The organism is Mycobacterium mantenii (assembly GCF_001667865.1).
GTDB classification, from domain to species: Bacteria; Actinomycetota; Actinomycetes; order Mycobacteriales; family Mycobacteriaceae; genus Mycobacterium; species Mycobacterium mantenii_A.
The window spans coordinates 96,146-119,382 of record NZ_LZJP01000116.1 but is presented as its reverse complement, the minus strand read 5'-3'; the positions used below and the strand labels follow the sequence as shown (position 1 = coordinate 119,382).

Below are 23,237 nucleotides of genomic sequence, written 5' to 3'. Positions count from 1 at the left end.
CGTGTGGGACCTGTTGCCACGAAACCAACGGCTGCTCGACGACGACGCGGGCCGAGGCACGGCCTGAGCGGGCGCCGGCAAATCGCAGGTGTTGCACCGGGTCGAGGTCGGCGATGGTAGACAAGTTCGGTGACTTCAGCTGACCAACTCGAGGGCCTCGACCTGGCCTCGCTGGACCGGTACCTGCGTTCACTGGGGATCGGGCGCGACGGCGAGTTACGCGCGGACTTCATTTCCGGTGGTCGCTCCAACCTGACGTTCCGCGTTTACGACGACAGCACCAGTTGGCTGGTGCGGCGCCCGCTCAGGCCGTGCCTCGGCCCGCGTCGTCGTCGAGCAGCCGTTGGTTTCGTGGCAACAGGTCCCACACGTGTTCGGTGGTGTTGACCGCGGCCACCGTCGCCTGCCCGGACCGGGAGAACAGCAGCCGGGTGACCGAGGCGTAGTCGACGGGAAAGGACAGCAGTCGGGCGGTACCGAGGATTTCGTGCAGGAGGACATTGATGACCCCGCCGTGGCTGAACACCGCGACCGTGTGGTCGGGGTCGCCGGCGGCGACGAGGTCGTCGACCGCGGCGCGCACCCGGGCGCGGAACGCGTCCTCGTCAACCGCGCTGGGCAGGTGACCCTGAGCCAGCCGCGCCCATTCCTCGGGCATCTCGGCACGGATCTGCTCGACCGGGATGTACACCGGAAGGTCGCGGTCGTACTCGGCGAAGCGACCGTCGATCTCGACGGTCAGGCCGCGATCCGCCGCGACCGGTTCCGCGGTCTGAACGGCGCGGCGCTGCGGGCTGCTCACCACACGCGAAATGGGAAACCTGGCGAGCGCCTTGGGGAGTCGCTCGATCTGGGCCAACCCTTCCTCCGACAGGTCCGGATCGGAACCTTGGCCGTGTTCGCTGCGCAACGGCAGCGCGTGCCGGACCAGAAGCACTTGCATATGTCTTCCTGTCTTGTCGAGGTGTGCCCGTCCGAAGTCTCTCATCGCCCCTTTTCCGTCGTTCAAGGCGTGCACAATGACATCGCTGCACCCAACTCAATGCCGAGGAGGACGGATGACCGAACCGGATCGGGATTGGGACGCCGCCTACCGACAAGCGGCGCCGCCCCCATGGAGCATCGGCCGGCCCCAACCGGAACTGGCGCTGCTCATCGATCAAGGCAGGGTTCGCAGCGAGGTGCTGGACTCCGGCTGCGGCCATGCCGCGATCTCGCTAACACTCGCCGCGCTCGGCTACACCGTTGTCGGCCTGGACGCCAGCGCGACCGCGATCCGGGAGGCCACCGCCGCGGCCGCCGAGCAAGGCCTCACCGCCGCGACGTTCGCGCAGGCCGATGTCACCAGCTTCGGTGGCTATGACGGGCGCTTCTCCACGATCCTGGACAGCGGGCTGTTTCACGCGCTGCCGCCCGATCGGCGCCAGGACTATGTGCGGTCCATCTTTCGGGCCGCGGCGCCGCGGGCCTCGCTGTACATCCTGGCCTTCGCCGCCGGCGCGCTGGATGACGCCCATTCGGGCCGGCCGGGCCCGCCCGGCTTCACCGAAACCGAATTGCACGATGCCGTCGCGACAATGTGGCGGGTCGACGACATTCGCGCGGCGAAGGTGTACGGCACGGACGAGGCGGCCGGGTCGCCGGACGGTCCGCTGGCGCACCTGGACCACGACGACGACGGTCATTTCATGGCGCCCGGGTTCCTGCTCAGCGCGCACAAGCCGGACTGAGCCGAGGGCCGGGGCCGGCTGGCGGAGAATGTTATTCTCCATTCAGAGATTGGGGTGTGCAGCAAATGATGGATGGTGACGCACGTGGGTGAAGCGGGACTGGACGCGGGCGTGCTCGCCCGCTGGCTGGATGCGAACGACGCACCGGGCGGTGGCGAGGAGGCGCGGCTGACCCAGCTCAAGGGCGGCTCGCAGAACACCCTGTACCTGATCGAACGCGGCGGCCAGCGAATGGTGTTGCGGATGCCCGGAGCCCGGGCCGACGCCGCGCGCATCGACGGGCTGCTGCGCGAGATCCGCCTGGTACGGGCGCTGTCCGGTACCGACGTCCCGCATGCGGCACTCGTCGCGGCCGACGACACCGGCACGGTGCTCGGGATGCCGTTCTACGTCATGCAGGCGATCGACGGGTGGAGCCCGATGGACGGCGGGTGGCAATCGCCGTTCGACACCGACCTCGCGGCCCGGCGCGGCCTGGCGTTCGAATTGGTCGACGGCGCCGCCAAGCTGGGCCGAGTGGATTGGCGCAAGCAAGGACTCGAAGGCTTCGGCCGCCCCGACGGATTTCACGAGCGGCAAGTCGATCGCTGGCTGGCGTTTCTCGACGCCTATAAGGTCCGCGAGCTGCCCGGGCTGGACGAGGCCTCCGACTGGCTGCGGCGCAACCGTCCGGCGCACTACCGGGCGGGCATCATGCACGGCGACTATCAATTCGCCAACGTGATGTTCGCGCACGGGGAGCCGGCGCGTTTGGCCGCGATCGTGGACTGGGAGATGACGACGGTCGGCGATCCGCTACTCGACCTGGCCTGGTGCCTACTGGGCTATGACGGTGAAAAGCCGCGCGAGGACGGGTTTTATCTCGACATGCGCGGCATGCCCACGCGCAGCGAGCTGTTGGAGCACTACGAAACCGTCAGCGGGTTGTCGACCGAGAACATCGACTATTACCTGGTGCTGGCCAACTGGAAGCTGGGCATCGTGCTGGAGAAGACCTACGCGGCCGGGATGAGGTCCGGCTCCCAAGAGGGAGGAGTCGACCCGAAGATCACCGATGCGTTCGGTCCGATGATTCTGCAGCTCATCGCCACGGCCGCCGAGCTCGCCCGGTCGCTGCCGGTCAAGGGGTCCTGAAATGGGTTATGCCGACCAGCTTTTCGACCTCACCGACCGGGTCATCCTGATCACCGGCGGAAGCCGCGGGCTGGGCCGCGAGATGGCGTTCGGCGCGGCCCGCTGCGGTGCGGACGTGGTGATCGCCAGCCGCAACATGGACAACTGCGTCTCGGTCGCCAAGGAGATCGAGGCCGAGACCGGTCGTTCGGCCATGCCTTATCAGGTGCACGTCGGGCGTTGGGATCAGCTCGACGGGTTGGTCGAGGCGACCTATGAGCGGTTCGGCAAGGTCGACACGCTGGTCAACAACGCGGGCATGTCGCCGCTGTACGACAAGCTCACCGACGTGACCGAGAAGCTGTTCGACGCGGTGGTCAACCTCAACCTCAAGGGCCCGTTCCGGTTGTCGGCGTTGGTGGGTGAGCGCATGGTGGCGGCCGGCCGCGGCTCGATCATCAACGTCAGCACGGCGGGCTCACTGCGGCCGACGCCCGACATCGTTCCCTACGCCGCATCCAAGGCCGGGCTCAACGCCATGACCGAGGCGTTGGCGAAGGCGTTCGGACCCGCGGTGCGGGTCAACACGCTGATGGCCGGACCGTTTCTCACCGATGTGAGCAAGGCCTGGAATCTCGATGCGGCCCAACAGAATCCGTTCAAGCATCTGTCGTTGCAGCGCGCGGGCGACCCGCGGGAAATCATCGGCGCGGCGCTGTTCCTGGCCTCCGATGCGTCCAGCTTCACCACCGGCTCGATCTTGCGGGCCGACGGAGGGATTCCCTGACGTGGCGATCGCAAGCGCGGCGCAGCCGGGCGCAGCGGGTCGCCACCATCGATCCGATGGCGATCGCAAGCGCGGCGCAGCCGGGCGCAGCGGGTCAGCCACCATCGATCCGATGGCGATCGCAAGCGCAGCGGGTCGCCACAAATGAGAGGAGAGTGTTCCGCATGTCCTGGGACTTTTCTACCGAGCCGGAATTCGAGGAGAAGCTCGAGTGGATCCGCGGCTTCGTTCGCGACGAGGTGCAACCGCTCGAGGTGCTGTTCCCCGGTTGTGAATTTCTGCCGCTGAACGACGAGCGGCGCCGCATCGTCGACCCGCTCAAGCAGCAGGTCCGCGACAAGGGCTTGTGGGCACCGCATCTGGGGCCAGAACTGGGCGGCCAGGGATTCGGAGCGGTCAAGCTGACGTTGATCAACGAGATCCTAGGGCGCAGCCCGTGGGCGCCGATCGTGTTCGGAACGCAGGCGCCTGACACCGGCAACGCGGAGATCATCGCCCGCTTCGGAACGCAGGAGCAGAAGGATCGCTATCTGGCGGGGCTCCTGTCCGGGGAGATTTTCTCGTGCTTCTCGATGACCGAGCCGCAAGGCGGCGCGGATCCGCGGGTGTTCACCACCCGCGCCGTCCGCGACGGCAACGACTGGGTGATCACCGGGCGAAAGTACTTCTCCTCCAACGCTTCCGTCGCCTCCTTTTTCATAGTCGTCGCGATCACCGATCCCGACGCGCCGGTCCATACCGGCGCATCGACGTTCCTGATCCCGGCCGGAACCGAGGGACTGGTCCTGGAGGCCAATCACCACCTGGTCGGCGCCGATCCGCATGAGCCGGGACATTCCCTGGTGCACTACAACGACGTGCGCGTGCCGTCCGACGCCCTGCTCGGTGAGCCCGGCCAGGGTTTCCTGATATTGCAGACCCGGCTGGCCGGTGGCCGGCTGCATCACGCGATGCGCTCGATCGGCATGGCGCAACGCGCCGTCGAGATCATGTCGCGGCGAGCGAAAAGCCGCTTCACCCAGGGCAGTGTGCTCGCCGACAAGCAACTGGTCCAGGAGTTCGTCGCCGACTCGTACACCGAGCTGATCCCGTTCCGGCTAACGGTGCTGCACGCCGCGTGGCTGATCGACAATGGCGACGAACGCGGCGCGCGCGCGGAGATTGCCGCCTGCAAGATTCTGGCATCGCAGGTGCTCAAATCGATTGCCCTGCGGGCGATTCAGGTGCACGGGGCGCTGGGACTCACCGACCAGCTACCGCTGGTCAACGTCTTGCTGGGTGGCATCGCGCTGGGCCTCGCCGACGGGCCGACCGAGGCGCACAAGGTCAACCTGGCCAGGATGCTGCTCAAGGGTTACGAGGCCGAGGAAGGTGACTGGCCCAGCGAAATGCTCGATGTGCGCCGTGCGGCCGCGCGCGCCAAATACGGTGAGCTCGTTGACCTCTGACCGGGTGACCGCCGCGGTCGAGCGGGCGCTGGATGACCGCCAGCGGGAGGCCACCGAGGAGGTGGAGCGCATCCTGGCCGCCGCCGTGCGTGTCATGGAACGGGTTGCGCCCGAGCCACCCCGGGTCAGCGACATCGTCGCCGAGGCGGGCTCGTCGAACAAGGCGTTCTACCGTTACTTCGCGGGCAAGGACGATCTGATCCTTGCCGTCATGGAGCGGGGGGTGGCCATCGTGGTGTCCTACCTCGAGCACCAGATGGCCAAGGAATCCGCGCCGCGCGACAAGGTCGTGCGGTGGATCGAGGGCACGCTGGCCCAGGTGGCCGACCCGCACCTGATCAGCATGACCCGGGCGGCGGCCGGCCAGATGTCGGCCGGCACCAGTTGGCGCGCCGCGGACCAGGAGATGATGCGGCCGCTTCGCGAGCTTCTCATTGAACCCGTTGTGGCGCTTGGCAGTACCGATGTCGAACGCGACGTCCAGGCGGTGTTCGGCTGCACCGCCGCGACCATGCGCCGCTATGTGGGCTCGGTCGACCGACCCGGGCCCGACGACATCGCACACGTGGTGGGGTTCTGTTTACGTGGACTGGGAGTCAGTTGATGCGCGCAGTGATCTGTCGTTCCTATGGCACTCCCGAGGACCTGGTGATCGAGGATGTGCCCGATCCCGTTGCGGGCCCCGGTCAACTGCTGGTCCGGGTCCGTGCCGCCGCGGTCAACTTTCCCGACGTCCTGTTCATCGCGGGCAAGTACCAGGTCAAGATTCCGCCGCCGTTCATACCCGGCAACGAGATCGCCGGCGAGGTCATCGCCGCCGGGGAAGGTGCGCCGTTCAGCCCGGGACAGCGGGTTTCCGGAACCACCTTCGGCGCGTTCGCCGAGCAGTCGCTGCTCGACGCCAGCCAGGCCGAGTTGGTGCCCGAGGACGCTGATTTCGCGGCGGCTGCCGCCTTCGGCGTGACCTACCGCACGGCCTATCACGCCCTGCGTTCGACCGCCGCTGTCACACAGGGGGATTGGGTCGTGGTGCTCGGGGCCGCGGGCGGCGTGGGGTTGGCCGCGGTCGACCTGGCGGTCGCGATGGGCGCCCGGGTGCTGGCCGCGGCGTCGAGCCCCGAGAAGCTCGAGCTTTGCCGCGAGCGCGGCGCGGAGGCGGTCGTCGACTACGACCGGGAGGACCTGAAAACTCGGATCCGCGAGCTCACCGGTGACAACGCCCGGGTGGTCCTGGACCCGGTCGGCGGAGCGTATTCCGAGCCGGCACTGCGTGGCCTCGCGCGCGGCGGCACCTTTGTCACGCTGGGCTACGCGGCCGGCACCATCCCGGCCATTCCGCTCAACCTCGTTCTGCTCAAAGATATCTGCGTGCGCGGCATGGAGATCCGCACCTTCATGACCGACCGGCCCGACGACGCCGCGCGCGACCTCAAGGAGTTGGCGCAGATGTTCGCCGCGGGGACGGTGCGGCCATACATCGGCGCGCGATTCCCGCTCTCCGAGACGGCCGCGGCCTTAAGGCACGTGGCAGACCGCAAGGTGCTGGGCAAGGTGGTGATCGACGTCGCATGACCGCGACCCGATCTCACGGCGTGACGATGTTGAAGTTCTGGTCCGGCTCGTCGAGCACACCGAGGAACGCCTGCAGCGCCGACTGGTCACCTGAGATTTTCAGTCCCGGCGAGGCGAAGTCGCCCATCGCCACCAGCAGCAGCCGAAACCTGCTGTCCAGTGTGGCCGTGACGGTCGCCGTCGCGGGATCCGCGGCCACCTTGCGGTAGATCAACACGCCATTGCGCAGAGCGAGCCGGTAGTTTGTCGCCGAATCGGTGAAGGTCATGTCGATCGCGATGTCGAGGTCCCAGCTCCTGGGCCCGTCGACCCGAAGAGCGAAACTGTCGAAAATCTGCTCCGCCGTCAGCTGTTTGGCCATCGAGATCGAGGAGGCCGTGACGGCGGTGCCGAAATTGCCGGCGCGCAATTCCGTCGCCCCGCTCAGGAAGAAGTTTCGCCACACCGCATTCTCGGCGCCATAAGCCAATTGCTCCAACGTGTCGGCGTACAACGTCCGGGCCGGCGCGTGGTCGGCGTCGGTGAAGATCGCGTGGTCGAGTAAGGTTGCCGTCCAACGGAAATCGCCCGATTCGAAGGCGGTCTGGGCAAGCTCGACCACGCGGTCGATTCCGCCTATCGCCTCGACATACCGCGGCGCGAGGGCTTCCGGCGGGTGCGGCCACAGCCGGCCGGGGTTGCCGTCGAACCAACCCATGTAACGCTGGTAGATCGCCTTGACGTTGTGGTTGACCGACCCGTAGTACCCGTGGGTGTGCCACGCCCGCTCCAAAGCCGGAGGCATCTGGAACATTTCGGCGATCTCGACCCCGGTATATCCCCTATTCAGCAGGCGCAGCGTTTGGTCGTGCAAATACGCATACAAATCCCGCTGCAGCGACAGGAACTCGACGATGTTGTCTCGGCCCCACGTCGGCCAATGGTGCGACGCGAACACGACGTCGGCGCGATCGGCGAAAATGTCGATCGCTTCGGTCAGGTAACCGGACCAGGCGTGCGGGTCGCGCACCAGCGCGCCGCGCAGGGTCAGCAGGTTGTGCAGATTGTGCGTGGCATTCTCGGCCATGCATAAGGCGCGGAAACGCGGGAAGTAGAAATGCATTTCGGCGGGAGCCTCGGTGCCCGGTGCCATTTGGAACTCGATCTCGACGCCGTCGATGGTGTGCTTCTCGCCGGTCTCGCGGATGTCGACGGTGGGGACGATGACGGCCACCTCGCCGGTGGACGGCGCTTGGCCGAGCCCACACCCCACCTGGTCCAGCGGCCCGCGCGGCAGCAGGGTGCCGTACATGTAGGTCGCCCTGCGCGTCATCGCCGGACCGGCGTAGACGTTTTCCTGCACGGCATGCTCGATGAAGCCCTCCGGCGCGAGGACGGCCACCGCGCCGGCATCCACGTCGGCCTGCGAGGTGACGCCCAATACCCCGCCGAAATGGTCGACGTGGCTGTGGGTGTAGATCACCGCGACGACGCGGCGGTCACCACCCCGGTGGGTGCGGTACAGCGCCAGGGCGGCCGCGGCCACTTCGGTGGACACCAGCGGATCGATGACGATGATGCCGTTGTCGGATTCCACGAACGTGATGTTCGAGATGTCGAAACCCCGGACCTGATAGATACCCGAAACCACTTCGTAGAGGCCCTGTTTGGCGGCCAGCGTCGACTGCCGCCAGAGGCTGGGATGAACCGTTGCCGGCGCGGAACCGCCCAGGAATGAATAGGCATCGTTGTCCCACACCACGCGTCCGTCGGCCGCCTTGATCACGCATGGGGACAGGGCGGCTATGAATCCACGATCGGCGTTGACGAAGTCCGCTTCGTCATCGAAGGACAGAACCAGGTCGCGATGAGCCGACTCGATGACCGCGCTGGGAGGCTTGTGGTCCACCCTCGTAACCTTGCCATTAATGCGCCATTCCACGTAGCGCTCCGGTGCCAATATGTCTACCGACTAATGAACCCAGAAATAATTTCCTGAAGCTCTGGATCCCGGCCCAGTTAACCCGCATACTGCCCAGACGGCCCTCAATGCCGAGGACCGCAACTATCGGGCAAAGGAGAACAGGTGAAGCGTCAGTTGACGGTCGCGGTGGCCGGAGCGGCCATTCTCGCCGCGGGTATATCCGGCTGTTCGAGTAATAACAAGTCGAGCACAGGCAGTTCCTCGAGCAGCTCAAGTACCAGCGCGTCGGCCAGCTCCGGTGGAGCCGCCGGTACGAAGGTCACCATCGACGGCAAGGACCAGAACGTCACCGGCTCGGTCGTGTGCACGAACGCGGGCGGCACCATCAACATCGCCATCGGCGGTGCGGCGACCGGCATCGCGGCCGTGCTCAGCGACGGCAACCCGCCGCAGGTGAAATCGGTTGGGTTGGGCAACGTCAACGGCGTGACCCTCGGCTACACCTCGGGTACCGGCCAAGGCAACGCTTCCGCCAGCAAGGACGGCAACACCTACAAGATCAGCGGCACGGCTACCGGGGTGGACATGGCCAACCCGATGCAGCCGGTCAACAAGCCCTTCGAAATCAATGTGACCTGCAACAGCTAATTGAGTGAGGCGTCTTGGGCGCCTTGGGAATTGGATGCGGGCGGTTGCCATCCGTTGGGTGGCAACCGCACCGTGAACTCGGTACGGCCCGGAGTGCTGTCCACCGTGATCGTCCCGTTGTGCGCCCTGACAACCGCGGAGACGATCGCCAGGCCCAGCCCGGTGCTGCCGCCCTTGCGAGAACGCGAAGAGTCGCCGCGGGCGAACCGTTCGAAAACCTCGGATTGCAGCGCCGCGGGGATGCCGGGCCCGTTGTCGATGACTTGCAGCACGGTGTGCGCCGGCTCGGTGCTCAACCGTGTCGTCACGACGGTGCCCGCCCCGGTGTGGACACGGGCGTTGGCAAGCAGATTGGTCAACACCTGATGTAGCCGCGCCGCGTCCCCGGTGACGACGACCGGTTCTTCGGGCAGATCGAGTTCCCATTGATGGTCGGGTCCGGCGACGTGAGCGTCGCTGACCGCATCGACCGCCAACCGCGACAGGTCCACCGGTTCGCGTTCCAGCGGCCGGCCGGAGTCCAGCCGAGCCAGCAGCAGCAGGTCTTCGACCAGGCGCGTCATCCGCTCGGTCTCGGATGCCACCCGGCTCATCGCCTGCGCCACCGCCTCGCGGTCGTCGCCCATTCGCTGGGTCAGTTCGGTATAGCCGCGGATCGCCGCGAGGGGCGTCCGCAGTTCGTGGCTGGCGTCGGCGACGAACTGGCGGACCCGCGTCTCGCTGGCCTGCCGCGCCGACAACGCGGCCGCGATGTGGTCCAGCATCTGGTTGAGGGCCGCACCGAGTTGCCCCACCTCGGTGGAGGGGTTGGCGTCGGATTCCCGCACACGCACCGGTAGTTCGACCTCGCCGCGCGCCAGCGGCAGGCTGGCGACCTTGCTGGCGGTTTGCGCGACGCGGCGCAACGGTGCCAGCGCCCGCCTGATGATGATCACCCCGGCGGTGGTCGCGGCGACCAGCGCGATGACCGTGACGATCCCGAAAATGACCAGCATCCGCATCAGGGTGGTGTCGATGTTGGCCATCGACAGGCCGGTGACGATGACGTCCCCGCCGCTTCGGCTCGGGGCGGCGACCACCCGGTAGCGGCCCAGCCCGTCGAGGTCCAAAGTGACCGGCTTACGGCTGCCGGCGATGCCGGACAGCTGCAGCTGGGCGGCCGGCGTCAGCTCGGCCCGGTCGCCGCTACTCGTCGTGTATCCGGCGTCGACCGTGTTCCCGTGGCTGACCACCGCGGCCACCATGCCCGCGGGCTGGCCCGGGGCATCCAGGAATCGCGGACCGGGACCCGGCCGTGGATAGACGTGCTGATGCCGCCAGCCCGAGTGCGGCGGCTCGGGGTACATGAGCGCCGAGCGGTAGGAGGTCCCGGCAAGCTGCCCGTCGAGCTGGGCCACCAGGTGATGCAGCAGCGCCAGTTCGGTCGCCGCGGTGATGCCCACGCACACGATTGCCAAGACGACGATCTGTCCGACCAACAGCCGCAGCCGAAGGGACCAGACCCGCCGCGTGTCAGCGGGCCGGCTTGAGGACATAACCCGCGCCGCGCAGCGTGTGGATCATCGGTTCCCGGCCGTTGTCGATCTTCTTGCGCAGGTAGGAAATGTAGAGCTCGACGATGTTGGACCGGCCGCCGAAGTCGTAACTCCACACCCGGTCCAGGATTTGGGCTTTGCTCAACACCCGTTTCGAGTTGCGCATCATGAAGCGCAACAGCTCGAATTCGGTGGAGGTCAACGAGATTGGCTCGCCCGCACGGGTGACCTCGTGGCTGTCCTCGTCCAGCACCAAGTCCCCGACCACCAACTGCGCGCCGCTGTCCACCGTCGTCACCCCGGTGCGGCGCAGCAACGCCCGCAGGCGCAGCACGACCTCTTCGATGCTGAACGGTTTGGTGACGTAGTCGTCGCCACCGGCCGTCAGGCCGGCGATGCGGTCTTCGACGGCGTCCTTGGCGGTCAGCAGCAGCACGGGCAGTTGCGGGATCTCTTCGCGAAGCTTGTGCAGAACGTCGAGGCCGCTCATGTCGGGCAGCATCACGTCGAGGACGACCACATCGGGCCGCTGGGAACGGGCGGCCGCAATGGCCGATGCCCCGTCGCCGGCCGTGGAGATGTTCCAGCCCTCATACCGCAGTGCCATCGACACCATGTCGGCCAGGACCGATTCGTCGTCTACAACCAGAACGTTGATGGGGTTGCCGTCCGCACGGCACATGACCACCCGCTCTACCGAGGCTCGGGGCTGTGTCACAAGTTCCAGTATCCGCCCGGGGCTGAGCCAATGCTATGGCCAACCTATGCGTGGCCTGTGAAACAAATCGCGCGACTGCTGAGCAGTCGCGCGATCCGTTTCCGGCCGAAGCGGTTAATACCAGTAGCGCCTGCCGGCCACCGGGCGGCCGACCGAGCCCAGAATCCACAGGATCGCACCGATGACCAGCAGGACGATGCCCAGCGTGATCAGGATGGATACGTGGAAGAAATACCCCAATACAAGAAGGACAATTCCCAAGATAACCATGTTGACTTCCTTTTGAGTGAGCGGTTAGAGGTTGATGGATTCCATTGAACTTGGTTGCGGCAGATGGCAATCCGTGACTTTCGGATTGACACCGAAATAGTTCAGGGGTCCGGCGATCACGGTCACCGCAACCGTGCCCGCCGAGGCGCATGATGAGTTGTCATTTTTGAAGTAGTCGCGCTGCCACGCCGCGAAGACTCCGATCAGCAACCACACCAAAGCAACCGTTCCGATGATCCCGCTGCCACGCATCGTGACCTCCAATATGTTCGAGAAGAAGTTTTCTCGTGGACGTGAAGTTACCCATTCGACTCATGTCTAAACATGCAATTGGTTATGCGGCAGGGCTTGTCGGCACAGGTCGCAGCGTCAGATGTGGTCGGCGAGCCAGGTCGCGGCCCGCTTCTTCGACGCCCGGGACAACCAGGCGTCCTGGATCAGCTCAGCTAATTCGGTCCTGCTGATTTCGGCCAGCCGGCTGGCCCGCACCAGGACCGAAGGATGCCCGTCGAAATGGTCCGTGGTGAAAAACGGCGACGTGGGATCGGAGATCAACGCCAACTTGTCGCTCTCCGATTCCACCCAGAGCATGATCACGTCCGCGTAGCGCTCGCCGGTGTCCGGATCGGCCGCGTCGGGCCGGGGTGTGCGGAAGAAGACGAACGACTTTCCACCCACCTGGTAGATGGCGTTGCCCTTGGGCCCCTCCAGGCGCTGAACATGCGGCATCGCGGCGGCGATCTCATGCACGTCACCGACCCGGGCGCGTCGATCAGCCATAACGGCGAGGGTACTGGCCGTCCCGGACCCGCACCTCGCCTGCGGCGAGAGTCGCTGCGGCACTGCGAATTTGGGACTCGTGGTGATCCGCGGATCCCTTGATCAGTCCGCTCGTCGCTGCGCGGACACGTAGAGGGTGGGCGGCATCGAATCCTCGCCGCCGGCCGGAACGCTGCGGCCGTACCGCGCCATCAACTCCGCGAACGTCGCCGTCGTGACATCCCAGCCACGCTCACGCAGCCAGCCGTCGACGGGCGTGCGCTCCTCCGGGTACCAGAGGTCGTCGAAGTCGGTGATCTCGGCGTTGACCAGTTCTGCGGCCGCGGCCCGCATCCGCCGCATGTCCTCGCGCTGGCGCTGCACACGGCCGGGGTCGGTGAACCCCGAGTCGGGCACGTTGGACGCCAGCCAGCTGCCCTCGGCGCTCAGCGAATCGATCCGCTCGAACAGCAGGTCCTGGGCCTGCGCCGGCAGGTAACGGACCAGGCCCTCGGCCGACCAGACCGCTGGCCTCGAGGCGTCAAATCCGGCCTCCTGCAATGCTTTCGGCCAATCCTGACGCAGATCGATCGGAACGTTGACCAGGTGCGCCTTGGGCTCCGCCCCGTGCTCGCGCAGGGTGTTGGATTTGAACTCCAGCACCTTGGGCTGGTCGAGCTCATAGACGACGGTGCCGTCGGGCCACGGGAGGCGCCAGGTGCGCGCGTCCAGGCCGGCCGCCAGGATCACCACCTGCCGGACGCCGGCGTCCGCGGCACCGAGGAAGAACTCGTCGAAGAACGCCGTCCGGGTGGCCATGAAGTCGACCATCAGCTGGAGCCGGTCCCGCAGGTCCGGCTCGATGTCTCCCGCCTTGGCCAGCAGCGCCGGGTCGGCGTAGATGCTCCACATCCCCTCGCCCGCGGCGTCGACGAACACGCGTGCGAACGGGTCGCTGATGAGGGGGTTCTCGCTTTCGGTCTCGGCCGCGCGAGCCGCAGCGACACCCAGCGCGGTGGCGCCCACGCTTTGGGTGATCTCCCAGGAGTCGTTGTCGGTCCGCGGCATCGGCATTCCCTTCCCCAGAAAGTAAGTTATGCACACTATTCTTCCAGCCGCCGCCGCCCGAGGCCTCCCCTCGCCCCTGCCCTAGTCTTTTTCCCAGATGGTCCACAGGTTGCAAGGGAGTGCCATGGCGCCTACCGCGCGCACGCCGCAGGAGGTGTTCGCTCACCACGGCACCGCGCTGGCCGCGGGCGACCTCGATGAGATCGTCGTCGACTATGCCGAGGATTCCGTGCTGATCAGCCCCGCCGGCGTCGCCCGCGGCAAGGATGCCATCCGCAGAGTCTTCGCGGCACTGCTCGACGATCTTCCGGATGCGAACTGGGACTTGAAGACCCAGCTGTTCGACGACGACGTACTGTTCCTCGAGTGGACCGCCGATTCGGCGGTCAACCGGGTTGACGACGGCGTTGATACGTTCGTGTTCCGCGACGGCATGATCCGGGTGCAGACCGTCCGATACACGCCGCACGCGAAGGGCTGAGGAGTGGACTACGTAGATCTGGATGCCGTAGCGGAGTGGATGTCCGGGCAGGGCCTCGGCGAGGGGCCGCTGCAGGACGTTTCCAGCGTCACCGGCGGAACCCAGAACGTCATGCTGCGTTTCACCAGGGCCGGCCGGGCCTACGTGCTGCGGCGCGGGCCACGACACCTGCGTCCGCGCAGCAACAGCGTGATCTTGCGCGAGACGAAAGTCCTTGCTGCACTTGCGGGTTCCGATGTGCCCCATCCACACTTGATCGCCGCCTGCGAGGACCCCGCTGTGCTGGGCGACGCCGTCTTCTACCTGATGGACCCGGTCGACGGCTTCAATGCGGGCGAAGCCCTGCCACCGCTGCACGCCGGCGACCCCGAGGTGCGGCACGGCATGGGCCTGTCGATGGCCGACGCGCTGGCCAAGCTGGGCGCCGTCGACCACGTCGCGGTCGGTCTCGCCGACTTCGGAAGGCCCGAGGGCTTCCTGGAACGCCAGGTGCCGCGCTGGCTTTCGGAGCTGGAGTCCTACAGCGAGTACGACGGCTACCCCGGGCCCGACATTCCGGGAATCGAGGAAGTCTCGGCCTGGTTGGACCGGCACCGGCCGGCCAACTGGACGCCGGGCATCATGCACGGCGACTACCACGCCGCCAATGTGATGTTCTCCCGCACCGGCCCGGACGTGGTCGCGATCGTCGACTGGGAGATGTGCACGATCGGGGACCCGCTGCTGGACCTGGGCTGGCTGTTGGCCACCTGGCGCCAGCCCGACGGTTCCAGCGTGTTCAGCCACGCCCTGGGCGGCCAGGACGGATTGGCCAGCACCGACGAGCTCCTCGAGCGTTACGCCGCCAACACCACCCGCGACCTGTCCCACATCACCTGGTACACGGTGCTGGCCTGCTTCAAGCTTGGGATCGTGATCGAGGGGACGCTGGCCCGGGCCTGCGCCGGAAAGGCGGAGAAGGAGGTCGGGGACCAATTGCACGCGGCCACCGTGCACCTGTTCGAGCGTGCGCTGGGCCTCATCTCCGGCGAGGGCTGACCTACTAACATCTCCTCTCGTGCCGCCTTATCCCGAGGAACCGGATTACTACTCCGAGCCCACCGCGGCCGCGCGATACGGCGGCTATTACGAGCAGCAGACCCAACCACCGGAGCCGCCGACGCCGTGGTACCGCCGCCCTGCGGCGCTGGTCGCGGCCGGCGCCATCGGGGTCATCCTGCTGGCCGCGCTGGTGTTCGCGGTGGTCAAGCTCACCAGCGGATCTCCGGCACCCAGCCCCGCCACGACGACGACCCCCGTCCCGTCCACCAGCGCCCCAGCGACCACGACCACGCACGAGCCGCGGCGCCACGGGGGCGGCGGTGGCGGAGCGCCGACGGCGACGGAGACGGTGACCGAGACGGCCCCGCCGCCGAGCACCGACACACCCACGACGACGGAGCCGCCGACCACGGTCGCACCGAGCACCGAAACCAGCACCGTCACGCAAACCGTGACCGAACCACCCCGCCGGGGACCGTTCGGCGGACCCTTCCAACCGCGCCCCTAGCGCGGCGACGTGCAGGCGAGCGGCGGCCTGGTCCGCCCGGCATCGGCAGCGGATGCCGCTGCGTGCCTTGCCATTTATCGGCCGTACGTCGAGCACACGGTCATCAGTTGGGAGAACGACGTCCCGACCGAAAATGAGATGGCCGCGCGCATCGCCGCCGCCCAGGCAAGCCACGAATGGCTTGTGCTGGAACGCGATCGCCGGGTGATCGGCTTCGCCTACGGGCACGCACTCAACCGCCTTGCGACGCACCGGTGGTCGACCGAGACCGGGATCTACCTCGACGCCGACCATCGCCGCACCGGAGGCGGGCGCGCGCTCTACACGGAGCTGTTGCGCAGGCTCACCGAGCGGGGCTACCGGCAGGCGTTCGCCGGCATCACCCAGCCCAACGAGGCCAGCAACGGCTTCCACCGCTCTTTCGGGTTCACCGACGCCGGGCTATACCGGCGCGTCGAGTGGAAACACGGCGGTTGGCACGACGTCGCGTGGATGCAGCTCGAACTGCCGGCCGCTTGCGGGCCCGACGCACCACCCGGCCAGATCATCGGGCCGGGTGGGATGCGCGAGTCGGAGGCTTAGCCGCCGCCGGCGCCACCACCGAGGAAACCGCCGCCGGCGCCACCACCGACAAAGCCACCACCGGCGCCGCCACCCAGGAAACCGCCGCCGGCGCCGCCGCCGATCTGCTCAATGCTGTTGGTCATGAGCGGAAGTTATCGGCGAAAACCCTCGACGACAAGAAACTGGGTCTTAACGATTCGAATCATTTCGGGTTGCCAAACCCTGAGCCGGCGAGCGCGCCCGCAGGGAATCGAACCCCTGAACTTCCATGGTGGTCAGGTCGCGCGAGAGACACCTCCAAACGCCTGAGCGCTTGTGACATTAGCCCCTAGGTTTGCTTCAGGACTTTTTCATACGGTCGCGACAGACGCCTGATCGACACCGGCCTATCCGTGCAGCAGTGGGGGATTGACATCCGGGAACCCGGCCCCCGTGTTCGCTGCGGGGCGAGACAGGAAGTTGAACTCGTCTGCTGATTTCGGCCGAGTGTGAAAAGGGGGACTGATGTCAGCTACCGGGAGCACCGCAGCAAGCAACACAACTAGTTCAGTCCGCCGCTCTGTCCAGATCGCGAAGGCCGACTCCCGCTCGGACTGGGTGTCCGAAGCGCTCTGCCGCGTTGTCGATCCGGAGGAATTATTCGTGCCCGGCGCCGCCCAGCGCACAGCCGCAGCGATCTGCCGGCACTGCCCGGTGATCATCGAATGCGGTGCTGAGGCGCTCGATAACCGAGTCGAGTTCGGCGTCTGGGGCGGGATGACAGAACGGCGGCGCCGTGCCCTCCTCAGGCAGCATCCGGAAGTCGTGTCCTGGGGCCCGGTTCTCCGCCGCGCGGATTAGGGACCGTTACGTGATTAGCACCGCAGAGGCTGATTCAGAGGCGGCGGCGGTCAGTGAGCGCGCCCGAAGGGATTCGAACCCCTAACCTTCTGATCCGTAGTCAGATGCTCTATCCGTTGAGCTACGGGCGCCTTGTTCTTCAGTTGTCGATCCGGTGTTCCGTGTTCCCGGTAAGGATCCTGCGGAGGCGAGAGGATTTGAACCTCCGGTCCCCTTTGAGGGGGACAACTCATTAGCAGTGAGCCCCATTCGGCCGCTCTGGCACGCCTCCCTTGGACTTTCTGAGGGTACCGACCCCTTTCCGGTCTCGCGGAACCGGCCATACTGTACACAGTCGAGACATAAACTGTCGAAGTGACCGCTCGCCTTCGCAACGAACTGGCCGGACTGCCAGTGTATGTCCCCGGCAAGAACGTGCCGGGCTCCATCAAACTGGCCAGCAACGAGACCGTTTACGGGCCACTGCCCAGCGTGCACGCGGCTATCGAACGTGCGGTAGCCGTCGTCAACCGCTACCCGGACAACGCGTCCGTGGACCTCAAGGCCGCGCTGGCCATGCACCTGGGCTCCGACGTCGCCCCCGAGCACATCGCGGTCGGTAGCGGTTCGGTCACCTTGTGCCAGCAGCTGGTTCAGATCACCGCCGCGGCCGGCGACGAGGTGATGATCGGCTGGCGCAGCTTCGAGTGCTACCTGCCCATCATTCAGGTGTCGGGCGCGGCGACCGTCAAAGTGCCGTTGACCGACCACACGCACGATCTCGACGCGATGCTCGCCGCGATCACCGACCGCACCCGGCTGATTTTCGTGTGCAACCCGAACAATCCGACGTCCACCGTCGTCGACCCGGACGCACTGACGCGCTTCGTCGACGCCGTGCCGCCGCACGTGTTGATCGCCATCGACGAGGCCTACGTCGAATACATCCGCGACGGCATGCTGCCCAACAGCTTGGACCTGGCCCTGACCCGCAGCAATGTCGTTGTGCTGCGGACCTTTTCGAAGGCCTACGGGTTGGCGGGCTTGCGCGTCGGTTATGCGATCGGCCACCCCGACCTGATCACGGCGCTGGACAAGGTCGTCATGCCGTTCGCGGTGACCAATGTCGCACAGGCGGCCGCCATCGCGTCCCTCGAGGCCTCCGGCGAGCTGATGGCGCGCACCGACGCGCTGGTCGTCGAGCGCACCCGCGTCAGCGACGCTCTGCGCGATGCCGGATTCGAGCTGCCCCCGTCACAGGCCAACTTCGTCTGGCTGCCGCTGGGCGAGCGCACCATGGACTTCACCGAGCAGGCCGCCGACGCTCATCTGGTGGTGCGGCCGTTCGCGGCCGAAGGCGTCCGTGTCACGATTGGCGCGCCGGAGGAAAATGACGCCCTGCTGCATTTTGCCCGCGATTGGATTGCCCGCACCGAATCGTAAGGAGTCGCCCGTGGACCTCGCGCGGAAGAAGTTCACCGAGTTCAAAGGGCGCAGCGGCGACATCGCGGATTCCGAACTCGACGACTTCTGGGCCGAACTTCAGCCCGCGACAATCGAGGGGATGCTCGGCGAGTGGAAGGGCGGCGAATTCCAGACCGGCCACAAGATGAACGGCCAACTGGAAAAGGCCGGCTGGTACGGCAAGACCTTCAAGTCGGTCCGCGACGTGCAGCCCCTGGTCTGCCTGGACGCCGACGGCAACAAGTTCTCCAACGTGGAGATGGGCAAGGGTGAGGCCAGCCTGTGGCTGGAGGAGTTCCGCGGGGAGGTCACCGCCACCATGGTTTACGACGGCCAGCCGGTGCACGATCACTTCAAGAAGATCGACGACGACGCCGTGATGGGCATCATGAACGGCAAGGGCGTCCGGGATAACGGCAAGTACTACTACTTCTACCTGGAACGGGAGTAACTCCCGGGCCGTCGCACGGATCGGCCGTCGAGTGTGAGGCTGGCCGCACACTCGGCCACCAGCGTGCGGCTGGCCGCACCTTCGGCGACCAGCGGGCGGGTTGGCGCCGTCGCACGGATCGGCCGTCGAGTGTGAATTGATGGTTTTGAGTGTGCGTCCAGGGCGGCGACACGCCGGGCGCCCAAGCCGCGCGAGGCCGCCATGGCGCAACACTCGACGCCCGTCGCCCCGCTACCGGGCCGGATTGCGGCCGGTGAAGGCGACCAGCTGCTCGAGCGCCCCGGCGTCGGCCGGGACGTCGACCGGGTTGTCGAACCCGGCTTGACCGCGTAACTCCGGCCTGATGATGTGCCGAGCGAGCCCCAGCACGTATTCCGACAGCGGCTCGGGCGCATCGATCCGGTGACCCAGCGCGGCGGCGTAATCCCAAGCGTGGACCAGGAATTCGATCGACAGGATGGCGCACGCACTGCTTGCGGGCATCTCGCCCTTACCGAACGGCACCGTCCCGTCCAGACCGTGGCGGTGCCAGGCGTCCAGCGCCGGCCGGGCCGCGGCGACCACCTGACGCTCCACCGAATCGCCCTCATCGCGCTCCGGAATCTCCGCGCCCACCATGCCCCCGAGACCCCTGATCGAGTTCAGCAGGTGCCCGGTCAGCGCCGACACGTCGAATTCGGCGCACGGAGTCTGGCGGGACAGGTCGTCGGCCGCGATGGGATGCAGCACCCGCTGCAGCACCCCGAAGGTGTCCTCGGCGCTGTGCAGCTCGTCGGTGGGCGGTGAATGCGGTCCGGGTCGCAAGTCAGGAGCCATATTCGCCACGCTACGGTCTCGATATGGCGCAAGCATACGAATCGGTCACCGTCGAGACGAAAGACCACGTCGCCCAGGTGACGCTGATCGGGCCGGGCAAGGGCAATGCGATGGGACCGGCCTTCTGGTCGGAGATGCCGGAGCTGTTCGCGGCGTTGGACGCCGATCCCGACGTGCGGGCCATCGTGCTGACCGGCTCGGGCAAGAACTTCAGCTACGGCCTGGACGTGCCCGCGATGGGCGGTTCGTTCACCCCACTGCTGTCCGGTGATGCGCTGGCCGGCCCGCGCGCGGTGTTCCACCGCGAGGTCAAGCGCATGCAGGGCGCGATCACCGCGGTCGCGGACTGCCGCACCCCGACCATCGCCGCGGTGCACGGCTGGTGCATCGGCGGCGGCGTCGACCTGATCTCCGCGGTCGACATCCGCTACGCCAGCGCCGACGCCAAGTTCTCGGTGCGCGAGGTCAAGCTCGCCATTGTCGCCGACGTCGGCAGCCTGGCCCGCCTGCCGTACATCCTGAACGACGGGCACCTGCGCGAACTCGCGCTGACCGGCAAAGACATCGATGCCGCCCGCGCCGAGAAGATCGGTCTGGTCAACGACGTGTACACCGATGCCGACGCCACCCTGGCCGCGGCGCACGCCACGGCCGCGGAGATCGCCGCCAATCCCCCGCTGGCCGTGCACGGCATCAAGGACGTCCTCGACCAGCAGCGCACCGCCGCGGTGTCGGAAAGCCTGCGCTACGTCGCCGCCTGGAACGCCGCCTTCCTGCCGTCCAAGGACCTGACCGAGGGCATCGCGGCGACATTCGAGAAGCGCCCGCCGCAGTTCAAGGGCGAGTGATCGGACGCCACGTACCCTCGCTGAGATGACGACACGCGCTGGCGACGATGCAGAGCGCAGCGATGAGGAGGAGCGGCGCCCGTGACCCCCGACGGCAGGATCCGCGTTCCGGCCGACTTGGACGCCGTGACGACGATCGGCGCCGAAGACCACTCCGAAATCGACAGCGCCGCCGTCGACCGGATCTGGCAGGCCGCCCAGCACTGGTACCGGGCCGGCTTCCACCCCGCCATCCAGCTCTGCATCCGCCAGCACGGCCGCGTCGTGCTCAACCGCGCGATCGGCCACGGCTGGGGCAACGCCCCGAGCGATCCGCCCGATGCGGAGAAGATCCCCGTCACCCCCGACACGCCCTTCTGCGTGTATTCGGCGGCCAAGGGAATGGCGGCGACCGTGGTGCACATGCTCGTCGAGCGCGGTGTCTTCTCGCTCGACGACCGGGTGTGCGACTACATCCCCACGTTCACCAGTCACGGCAAACACCGGATCACCATCCGCCACGTCATGACCCACAGCGCCGGCCTGCCCTTCCCGACCGGGGCCAAGCCGGACGTCAAACGCGCGGACGACCACGAATACGCGCAGCAGAAGCTGGGCGAGCTGCGCCCGCTCTACCGGCCCGGGCTGGTGCACATCTACCACGCGCTGACCTGGGGCCCGCTGGTGCGCGAGCTCGTTTACGCGGCCACCGGCAAGGAGATTCGCGAGATCCTGGCCACCGAGATCCTCGACCCGCTGGGTTTCCGGTGGACCAACTTCGGCGTCGCCGAGGAAGACCTGCCGTTGGTCGCGCCGAGTCACGCCACCGGCCGCCCGTTGCCGCCGGTGATCGCCCAGATCTTCCGCAAGGCGATCGGCGGCACCGTGCACGAGATGATCCCGATTACCAACACCCCGCTGTTCCTCAACACCATCATCCCGTCGTCCAACACCGTGTCGACCGCGCAGGAGATGTCGCGGTTCGCCGAAATCTGGCGTCGCGGAGGCGAACTCGACGGCGTGCGGGTGATCAGCCCGGAGACCATGTACGGCGCGATAACCGAATGCCGAAGGCTACGACCGGATTTCGCGGTCGGGCTGCATCCGGCCCGCTGGGGCACCGGGTACATCCTCGGCACCAACCGGTGGGGGCCGTTCGGGCGCAACGCGCCACACGCGTTCGGGAACCTGGGCCTGGTCAACATCGCGATCTGGGCCGACCCCGCGCGCGGACTGTCGGCCGGCGTGGTGAGCAGCGGTAAACCCGGGCGGGATCCCGAGGCCAAGCGGTATACGGACCTGCTGGACACGATCACCGCCGAAATCCCGACCGGTTGACCACGGCGGGCTGTGGGAACACTGCCCGCATGGCTACCTATCGAGTGCTCGATCCGAAGGGCGACGTCGTCGCCACCAAAGACATCGAAAGTGCCGACGACGCACACGCGTGGTTCGTCGACAACAAGGCCGACAACAGCGAGCTCGGCTGGCGCATGGAAGTCCAGCAGGACGGCGACTGGCACTTCTTCGACGACAGCGAGGGCGACCGAAGCTAGGTGTTTGTCCCCCGGCTCGGGGGGCAACCAACAAGGCATGGACTCGCAACGCTTCCGCAAACTGCTGGACGCACCGGGGCCGTTCGCTTCGGTGTATTTCGACGACTCACACGACACGCACGACGCCGAGGCTCAACTCGAGCTGAAGTGGCGGGCGATCCGAGAAGAGCTGGACCGGCACGGCGCCGGCGCGACGGTCATCGACCAGATCGAGGACGCGGTGATGAACCTGCGTCCGCCTATCGGGCGCAGTGGACGCGCGGTGGTCGCCAGCGCCGACGGTGTGGTGATCAACGAGCACCTGGCGCGGCCCGCGGCCACCGATGTCGTGCGGGTCTCCGAATTGCCTTATCTGGTACCGATTCTCGAGCAGAGCTTCGATCATCCCGACTATGTGCTGGTGGTCGTCGACCACAGTGGTGCCGACATCACCACGCACATCGGCGGAACGCTGCGCACCGAGACCGTCGACGGCGGTGGCCATCCGGTGCACAAATCCGCCGGTGCCGAGTCCGCGGGCTACGGCGACCCCCAGTTGCGGACCGAAGAGGCGGGCCGCAAGAACTTGCGGGCCGTCGCCGACCGCGTCGCGGAGCTCGCCGACGACAAGGCGATCGAGGTGATCTTCGTGGTCGGTGAGGTGCGCTCGCGTTCCGATCTGCTCGCCGAGCTACCCGAGCGGTTGCAGGAGCGCGCGGTGGCGCTCGAGGTGGGCGCACGCCACAGCGGTCACGACTTCAGCGAGATCGAGCACGCCATCGAAAGCGAATTCGTCAAACGCCAGCTGCGCACGATCGACGATGCGGCGCAGCGCTTTACCGCCGAGATCGGGCGGCAGTCCGGGCTGGCGGCCGAGGGACTCGGCGCGGTCTGCTCGGCGCTGCGGCAAGGCGCGGTGGAGACACTGATCATCGGAGACATCGGCGATGCGACCGTCGTCGCCGACGAGGGTTTGACGACGCTTGCCCCCGACGAAAACGTGTTGTCCGAGCAGGGCGCCGCTCCCGCCAAGACGCTGCGGGCCGACGAGGCGCTACCGGTATCGGCGATCTCGGTGGGCGCCGCCCTGGTGCGCACCGACGAGCGGATCGCCCCGGCCGACGGTGTGGGTGCGGTGCTGCGCTACGCGCCGACGCTGCACCAGAGCGTCGACTCGTGA

General features: G+C 67.0%; 28 protein-coding genes, 2 tRNA genes and 1 pseudogene. 19 read left to right on the top strand and 12 right to left on the bottom strand.

Translation table 11 applies throughout. The features are described from left to right. Positions 1-129: 129 nt before the first annotated feature. Positions 130-303 (top strand): annotated as a pseudogene (locus A5688_RS27115) (phosphotransferase family protein); the annotation flags it as partial. A 1-nt stretch (position 304) separates the two neighbouring features. Here A5688_RS27115 and A5688_RS23000 read toward each other — a convergent pair. Beyond that, positions 305-943 (bottom strand): histidine phosphatase family protein, encoded by a 639-nt coding sequence (locus tag A5688_RS23000; protein ID WP_067836323.1) that lies wholly within the window; start codon positions 941-943, stop codon positions 305-307. A 115-nt stretch (positions 944-1,058) separates the two neighbouring features. Here A5688_RS23000 and A5688_RS22995 point away from each other — a divergent pair, with 115 nt between their 5' ends. From A5688_RS22995 to A5688_RS22970, 6 genes are all read left to right on the top strand, one after another. Further along, positions 1,059-1,730, top strand: coding sequence for a class I SAM-dependent methyltransferase (locus tag A5688_RS22995; RefSeq protein WP_067913151.1), 672 nt, complete (start codon positions 1,059-1,061; stop codon positions 1,728-1,730). Between the two features lie 72 nt (positions 1,731-1,802). Continuing rightward, positions 1,803-2,864: a phosphotransferase family protein gene (locus tag A5688_RS22990; protein WP_067913148.1), complete on the top strand. Its 1,062-nt coding sequence runs from the start codon at positions 1,803-1,805 to the stop codon at positions 2,862-2,864. A 1-nt stretch (position 2,865) separates the two neighbouring features. After that, positions 2,866-3,630 (top strand): SDR family NAD(P)-dependent oxidoreductase, encoded by a 765-nt coding sequence (locus A5688_RS22985; protein WP_067913145.1) that lies wholly within the window; start codon positions 2,866-2,868, stop codon positions 3,628-3,630. Between the two features lie 164 nt (positions 3,631-3,794). Further along, positions 3,795-5,078 carry an acyl-CoA dehydrogenase family protein gene (locus A5688_RS22980; protein ID WP_067913142.1) on the top strand — a complete coding sequence of 428 codons (1,284 nt, stop codon included), beginning with the start codon at positions 3,795-3,797 and terminating at the stop codon, positions 5,076-5,078. After that, complete coding sequence (locus tag A5688_RS22975) at positions 5,059-5,682, top strand: TetR/AcrR family transcriptional regulator (RefSeq protein WP_067836335.1); 624 nt, start codon at positions 5,059-5,061, stop codon at positions 5,680-5,682. Before A5688_RS22980 ends, A5688_RS22975 begins: the two co-directional genes overlap by 20 nt. After that, complete coding sequence (locus A5688_RS22970) at positions 5,682-6,650, top strand: NADPH:quinone oxidoreductase family protein (RefSeq protein WP_067913139.1); 969 nt, start codon at positions 5,682-5,684, stop codon at positions 6,648-6,650. The genes A5688_RS22975 and A5688_RS22970 overlap by 1 nt, the downstream gene beginning before the upstream one ends. 13 nt (positions 6,651-6,663) lie before the next feature. Here A5688_RS22970 and A5688_RS22965 read toward each other — a convergent pair whose 3' ends face one another. Continuing rightward, positions 6,664-8,538 carry an alkyl/aryl-sulfatase gene (locus tag A5688_RS22965; RefSeq protein ID WP_067913136.1) on the bottom strand — a complete coding sequence of 625 codons (1,875 nt, stop codon included), beginning with the start codon at positions 8,536-8,538 and terminating at the stop codon, positions 6,664-6,666. 177 nt (positions 8,539-8,715) lie between these two features. Between A5688_RS22965 and A5688_RS22960 the strand changes: the two genes are divergently transcribed. Continuing rightward, entirely contained in the window at positions 8,716-9,201 is a 486-nt protein-coding gene (locus A5688_RS22960; protein WP_067836343.1) for a lipoprotein LpqH, read from the top strand. Here A5688_RS22960 and A5688_RS22955 read toward each other — a convergent pair. The 6 genes from A5688_RS22955 to A5688_RS22935 all read right to left on the bottom strand — a co-directional run bounded on the left by A5688_RS22955 (position 9,198) and on the right by A5688_RS22935 (position 13,551). Beyond that, on the bottom strand, positions 9,198-10,736 hold the full coding sequence (locus tag A5688_RS22955) for a sensor histidine kinase (RefSeq protein ID WP_067836346.1): 1,539 nt from the start codon (positions 10,734-10,736) through the stop codon (positions 9,198-9,200). The genes A5688_RS22960 and A5688_RS22955 overlap by 4 nt on opposite strands. Continuing rightward, the gene (locus A5688_RS22950) at positions 10,714-11,418 is read right to left on the bottom strand and encodes a response regulator transcription factor (protein WP_067913133.1); all 705 of its coding nucleotides are present in this window, start codon (positions 11,416-11,418) and stop codon (positions 10,714-10,716) included. The genes A5688_RS22955 and A5688_RS22950 overlap by 23 nt, the downstream gene beginning before the upstream one ends. Before the next feature lie 150 nt (positions 11,419-11,568). After that, positions 11,569-11,724: a DUF6131 family protein gene (locus tag A5688_RS27835; protein WP_165606956.1), complete on the bottom strand. Its 156-nt coding sequence runs from the start codon at positions 11,722-11,724 to the stop codon at positions 11,569-11,571. A gap of 24 nt (positions 11,725-11,748) precedes the next feature. After that, the gene (locus A5688_RS22945) at positions 11,749-11,988 is read right to left on the bottom strand and encodes a hypothetical protein (RefSeq protein ID WP_067836350.1); all 240 of its coding nucleotides are present in this window, start codon (positions 11,986-11,988) and stop codon (positions 11,749-11,751) included. Positions 11,989-12,093: 105 nt separating this feature from the next. Beyond that, complete coding sequence (locus A5688_RS22940) at positions 12,094-12,504, bottom strand: MmcQ/YjbR family DNA-binding protein (RefSeq protein WP_067836353.1); 411 nt, start codon at positions 12,502-12,504, stop codon at positions 12,094-12,096. Between the two features lie 102 nt (positions 12,505-12,606). Further along, on the bottom strand, positions 12,607-13,551 hold the full coding sequence (locus A5688_RS22935; RefSeq protein WP_067913161.1) for a class I SAM-dependent methyltransferase: 945 nt from the start codon (positions 13,549-13,551) through the stop codon (positions 12,607-12,609). Between the two features lie 124 nt (positions 13,552-13,675). On the opposite strand from A5688_RS22935, the gene A5688_RS22930 reads away from it, so the two are divergent. From A5688_RS22930 to A5688_RS22915, 4 genes are read left to right on the top strand one after another with little or no spacing between them, the layout of a single operon-like run. After that, the gene (locus A5688_RS22930) at positions 13,676-14,032 is read left to right on the top strand and encodes a nuclear transport factor 2 family protein (RefSeq protein WP_067913130.1); all 357 of its coding nucleotides are present in this window, start codon (positions 13,676-13,678) and stop codon (positions 14,030-14,032) included. Between the two features lie 39 nt (positions 14,033-14,071). Continuing rightward, positions 14,072-15,070: a phosphotransferase family protein gene (locus tag A5688_RS22925; RefSeq protein ID WP_067913160.1), complete on the top strand. Its 999-nt coding sequence runs from the start codon at positions 14,072-14,074 to the stop codon at positions 15,068-15,070. A gap of 19 nt (positions 15,071-15,089) precedes the next feature. Beyond that, positions 15,090-15,581: a hypothetical protein gene (locus tag A5688_RS22920; RefSeq protein ID WP_067836359.1), complete on the top strand. Its 492-nt coding sequence runs from the start codon at positions 15,090-15,092 to the stop codon at positions 15,579-15,581. A 9-nt stretch (positions 15,582-15,590) separates the two neighbouring features. Continuing rightward, positions 15,591-16,163, top strand: a complete 573-nt coding sequence (locus tag A5688_RS22915; RefSeq protein WP_242660352.1) for a GNAT family N-acetyltransferase — start codon at positions 15,591-15,593, stop codon at positions 16,161-16,163. Here the strand turns inward: A5688_RS22915 and A5688_RS28365 are convergent. Next, positions 16,160-16,288, bottom strand: a complete 129-nt coding sequence (locus tag A5688_RS28365; RefSeq protein ID WP_269199091.1) for a hypothetical protein — start codon at positions 16,286-16,288, stop codon at positions 16,160-16,162. The two genes, A5688_RS22915 and A5688_RS28365, sit on opposite strands and share 4 nt — an antisense overlap. 361 nt (positions 16,289-16,649) lie before the next feature. On the opposite strand from A5688_RS28365, the gene A5688_RS27110 reads away from it, so the two are divergent. After that, positions 16,650-16,985 (top strand): WhiB family transcriptional regulator, encoded by a 336-nt coding sequence (locus tag A5688_RS27110; protein WP_082955165.1) that lies wholly within the window; start codon positions 16,650-16,652, stop codon positions 16,983-16,985. A gap of 58 nt (positions 16,986-17,043) precedes the next feature. On the opposite strand, the gene A5688_RS22910 is transcribed toward A5688_RS27110, so the two are convergent. Together A5688_RS22910 and A5688_RS22905 are read right to left on the bottom strand one after the other, a co-directional pair. After that, a tRNA-Arg gene (locus A5688_RS22910) sits at positions 17,044-17,116 on the bottom strand. A 51-nt stretch (positions 17,117-17,167) separates the two neighbouring features. Next, positions 17,168-17,256 (bottom strand) — tRNA-Ser (locus A5688_RS22905). A gap of 83 nt (positions 17,257-17,339) precedes the next feature. Between A5688_RS22905 and hisC the strand changes: the two genes are divergently transcribed. Together hisC and A5688_RS22895 are read left to right on the top strand one after the other, a co-directional pair. Next, positions 17,340-18,407, top strand: a complete 1,068-nt coding sequence (hisC, locus tag A5688_RS22900; protein ID WP_067836361.1) for a histidinol-phosphate transaminase — start codon at positions 17,340-17,342, stop codon at positions 18,405-18,407. A 10-nt stretch (positions 18,408-18,417) separates the two neighbouring features. Continuing rightward, positions 18,418-18,879, top strand: coding sequence for a DUF4334 domain-containing protein (locus tag A5688_RS22895; RefSeq protein WP_067913128.1), 462 nt, complete (start codon positions 18,418-18,420; stop codon positions 18,877-18,879). A gap of 231 nt (positions 18,880-19,110) precedes the next feature. Here A5688_RS22895 and A5688_RS22890 read toward each other — a convergent pair whose 3' ends face one another. Continuing rightward, complete coding sequence (locus A5688_RS22890; RefSeq protein WP_207546726.1) at positions 19,111-19,695, bottom strand: TIGR03086 family metal-binding protein; 585 nt, start codon at positions 19,693-19,695, stop codon at positions 19,111-19,113. Between the two features lie 23 nt (positions 19,696-19,718). Here A5688_RS22890 and A5688_RS22885 point away from each other — a divergent pair, with 23 nt between their 5' ends. From A5688_RS22885 to A5688_RS22870, 4 genes are all read left to right on the top strand, one after another. Further along, positions 19,719-20,543 (top strand): crotonase/enoyl-CoA hydratase family protein, encoded by an 825-nt coding sequence (locus A5688_RS22885; RefSeq protein WP_067836368.1) that lies wholly within the window; start codon positions 19,719-19,721, stop codon positions 20,541-20,543. 81 nt (positions 20,544-20,624) lie between these two features. Then, entirely contained in the window at positions 20,625-21,860 is a 1,236-nt protein-coding gene (lipE, locus tag A5688_RS22880; protein WP_067913122.1) for a lipase LipE, read from the top strand. 29 nt (positions 21,861-21,889) lie between these two features. After that, the gene (locus A5688_RS22875; RefSeq protein ID WP_067836373.1) at positions 21,890-22,078 is read left to right on the top strand and encodes a hypothetical protein; all 189 of its coding nucleotides are present in this window, start codon (positions 21,890-21,892) and stop codon (positions 22,076-22,078) included. Between the two features lie 37 nt (positions 22,079-22,115). After that, the gene (locus A5688_RS22870; protein WP_067913119.1) at positions 22,116-23,237 is read left to right on the top strand and encodes a hypothetical protein; all 1,122 of its coding nucleotides are present in this window, start codon (positions 22,116-22,118) and stop codon (positions 23,235-23,237) included.